At 71.6% G+C, this 313-nt stretch carries 1 protein-coding gene; it reads left to right on the top strand.

Translation table 11 applies throughout. The annotated features are described in order from the left end of the window. Positions 1 to 313 (top strand): tetratricopeptide repeat protein (locus tag ACLBYB_RS33045; protein ID WP_447701411.1); only part of this gene is annotated, 313 nt, incomplete at both ends.

The raw sequence follows: 313 nt of genomic DNA, 5'->3' as shown, positions 1-313 counted from the left end.
TGGGACGGAAGACGGCACTGATCGGCGCGGCCTTGGTCTCGGCTGCCGGCCTCGCGGGCTGCGAGACCGTCGGCAGCGCGGCCGGCCCGCGGCAATACGCGGTCCTGGGGAAGGACACGACCGGCGCCACGAACGTCAACATCGCCTCCCTGACCGAGGTCGTGCAGCGCAACCCGAACGACGCGGCGGCCTACAACACCCGCGGCGCCGCCTACGCCCGCGCCGGCCAGTTCTACGACGCCATCGGCGACTTCACCAAGGCGATCCAGCTCGATCCGAACTCCGCCTCCGCCTACAACAACCGCGCCCTGGC

It is taken from the genome of Methylobacterium sp. D54C (assembly GCF_053345595.1).
The sequence above is the reverse complement of the archived record's forward strand: the minus strand, read 5'-3'. Positions and strand labels throughout refer to the sequence as shown.